Source organism: Neisseria sp. P0021.S005 (assembly GCF_051956955.1).
In genome coordinates this window covers 1-3,324 of the sequence record NZ_JBQCWY010000332.1, presented here as the reverse complement: position 1 = coordinate 3,324, position 3,324 = coordinate 1, and the positions used below count along the sequence as shown (strand labels likewise).

At 52.2% G+C, this 3,324-nt stretch carries 2 protein-coding genes and 2 pseudogenes; all 4 read left to right on the top strand.

The features are described from left to right. A pseudogene (locus tag ACTHUE_RS13685) lies at positions 1-67 on the top strand (50S ribosomal protein L31); the annotation flags it as partial. 239 nt (positions 68-306) lie between these two features. Next, positions 307-1,965, top strand: coding sequence for an ArnT family glycosyltransferase (locus ACTHUE_RS13680; protein WP_107768659.1), 1,659 nt, complete (start codon positions 307-309; stop codon positions 1,963-1,965). A gap of 138 nt (positions 1,966-2,103) precedes the next feature. Beyond that, on the top strand, positions 2,104-2,991 hold the full coding sequence (locus tag ACTHUE_RS13675; protein WP_199900380.1) for a hypothetical protein: 888 nt from the start codon (positions 2,104-2,106) through the stop codon (positions 2,989-2,991). A 204-nt stretch (positions 2,992-3,195) separates the two neighbouring features. Further along, positions 3,196-3,324, top strand: a pseudogene (locus ACTHUE_RS13670) (ABC transporter ATP-binding protein); the annotation flags it as partial.

Genomic DNA, 3,324 nt, shown 5'->3' with positions numbered 1-3,324 from the left:
AATCGTCGACACTACCGGTCGTGTGGACAAATTCAACAACAAATTCGGCAACCTGTTCAAACGCTAATTGCCGCTTTGTCAAAAAGACTGCTTCGTGCAGTCTTTTTTGCATTCAGGCCGTCTGAAACATTTCTTTCAGACGGCCTGAGCTTTTTGTCGTCAACCGAATGCCATATCATTCCAACCAAACACCCGATAAAAACGAGCCGTACGCATTATTTTACAAAGCTCTCCAGTCCGGCATATCGCGCAAACCCGTCAAACCCTGTACCATTGCTATTCAAACCAACCGTTTTTTGACCTTCCATGCTGACTTACACACCGCCCGATCCGCGCCGCCCCCAAAAAACCCATGAAAAACCATGGCTACTGCTGCTGATGGCTTTTGCCTGGCTGTGGCCGGGCGTGTTCTCGCATGACTTGTGGAACCCTGCCGAACCCTCCCTCTTTACCGCCTCTGAATCCATGAAAAACGGCGGCAGCCTGCTGATTGCACAAATCTTCGGCCAACCCGATTTCACCATCTCCCCTGCTTTTTTATGGGCGGCAACCGCATTCCAAACTCTGTTTTCGCCTTGGGCGGCCGATGCCTATGATGCCGCACGTTTTGCCGGCGTGGTATTTACCGCCATCGGACTGACCGCCTGCGGTTTTGCCGGTTTCAACTTTCTCGGCAGACACCACGGCCGCAGCGTTGTCTTGATCCTTATCGGCAGCATCGGTTTGCTGCCCATCGCCCACTTCCTCAATCCCATGTCGGCCGCTTTTGCCGCATTTGGATTGATTCTGTGCGGCTTTTCACTGGCACGCCGCCGCGTCATTATTGCCATTTTGCTGTTGTGCGGCGGTTGGGTTTTACTCTCCCTTTCCTTAGGCTATCTGCTGACCGCGGCCATGATGTTTTTGGCACTTGCCCTGTCGTTCCATTCTACTTGGCAAAGCAAACGCTATCTGCTGACCCTGATTGGCGCCATCGTCGTTTCCCTGCCCCTGCTGATTCTGTATCCGCTGGTTTTATCAAAAACCAATCCCGAATGGTTTGATATTTGGTTCAGCCATTATTCCTTAGGCGTATTCGGCGGTTTCCATCAGATTCAGACGGCCTTCAACCTGCCCTATTATCTGAAAAACCTGCTGTGGTTTGCCTTGCCTGCCTGGCCGCTGGCAGCATGGACGCTCAGCCGCACGCGTATCCACGATAAAAACTGGGGCATTCTGAGCCTGTCGTGGCTGGTTATTATGACAGCCCTACTTGCCATCAACCCGCAACGCCTGCAAGACAACCTCGTTTGGCTGTTGCCGCCGCTCGCCCTGCTCGGCGCGGCACAACTGGACGGCCTGCGTCGCGGTGCAGTGGCATTTATCAACTGGTTCGGCATCATGGCATTCGGTTTGATTGCCGTCTTCCTGTGGCTGGGCTTTTTCGCCATGAACTACGGCTGGCCTGCCAAACTGGCCGAACGCGCCGCCTATTTCAGCCCGTATTACATCCCCGACATTGACCCGATTCCGATGACCGTCGCCCTGCTGTTTACCCCGTTATGGCTCTGGGCGATTACGCGTAAAAACATCCGTGGCCGCCAAGCCGTAACCAACTGGGCAGCCGGCGTTACCTTGGCCTGGGCCTTGCTGATGACCCTGTTTTTACCGTGGCTCAACGCCGCCAAAAGCCATGCACCGGTCGTACACCAAATGGAAGCCGCGCTTTCTTCCGAATTGAAACAGAAACTTTCAGACGGCCTCGAATGTATCAGCATCGACGGCCAAGACCAGCGCACACGAATCGCATGGACACAATATAGCCATATTAAAACCACGACCGACAACCCGTCCTGCCGCTACCGCCTCATCCGCCAAGCCGCCAATGTCGGTGCACCTTCGGGTTGGCAAACCTTGTGGCAAGGCGCAAGACCGCGCAACAAAGCCGAGACTTTCCTATTGCTGGAAAAAACTGCGGCGCAGTAAATCACACCAGCCTCAAAACTGAATATACCCAGTTCAACAAAGGCCGTCTGAAAGAACTTTTATCCTTTCAGACGGCCTTTGACTCACTTTAACACCGCTTCCCGTACAATGGCCCTTTTCCCTTATCTGCCTAAAAATATGAAACCCAACCGCCTTTTACCCCTCGTCCTCTTATTGACCGTCCTCTCCGCCCATGCCAAAGATTTCATCATCTACGACCGCATGGACTATGTCGGCAAACCCGACCTGACCGCCGACAAACTCTCCAAAGTGTTCTTGGTTTATGAAAGCGAGTTGGTCAAACCCGATCCGACAGGCAAACGCAAACACGGCGTACTCAACGAAGCGCGCATCCGTGAATTGGCCAAACAATCGCGCCGCGAAGGCTACCGCACCATTTCCACCGACATCGAAAGCTGGTTTGCCGAAAAAGACGGCCAGCTGCTGACGCCCGACGAATTGAGAACCGACTTCGCGCGGATGTACCAAATCTTCAGAGAAGAAAACCCGCGCGCCGTCATCAGCAACTACGGCATGCCCTCCGAACACCTGCACGGCATCCGACACTACCGTCCCAACGTTGACAACGAAGCCATCTTGACAAAATGGCGGCAAGTCAGCAAACGCCGTGCGCCCACCGCCGCCATCAGCGACTATGCCAATCCAGTGTTCTACATCACTTCCCCCGATTTGGTGCAATGGGAAAAAGACGTGAAAACCGCCGTTGACGACATCCATCAACGCTTTCCCAACAAAAAAATCATCGGCTACATCTGGCCGCAATATTATTCGGCCACCAACAGTCCTTATTTCAAACAATTCATCGATCCCGTCCGTTGGCGCAAAATGCTCGAAATCAGCAAAAAATACACTGACGGCGTGATTATCTGGTCGGACAAGCGTGATGAAAACAACCAAATCGTGCGCTGGAACGATCCGCGCATCCAAGCCACGATGAAAGCGACTCAAGCCTTCATCCATGCCAATGCCAAAGAAATCAAGGTAGAAGGTTTGCAGAAATATTAAAAACAAGGCGGGCATATTTGCCCGCCTCTTTATATACATACACATCTGTCTGTATGTTTGACACAACACGCGACAAAACGACCGTGGCACCAACGCTTCTGCATTCTTTCACACGTTTTTACCCGTTATTCCTAAGCGCAGGCCGTCTGAAAATTGCCCGAATATCCAATACCCTTTACAATACCCGTAATTAAAATACATTTTTTGACACCCCTCTCCTGCATGAGTTCCACACCCTTCATCGAAATGAAAGACGTTGCCTTCGCATATGGCGACCGTCCTATTCTGAACAACATCAACTTCAGCATTCCACAAGGCAATTTCGCCGCCGTA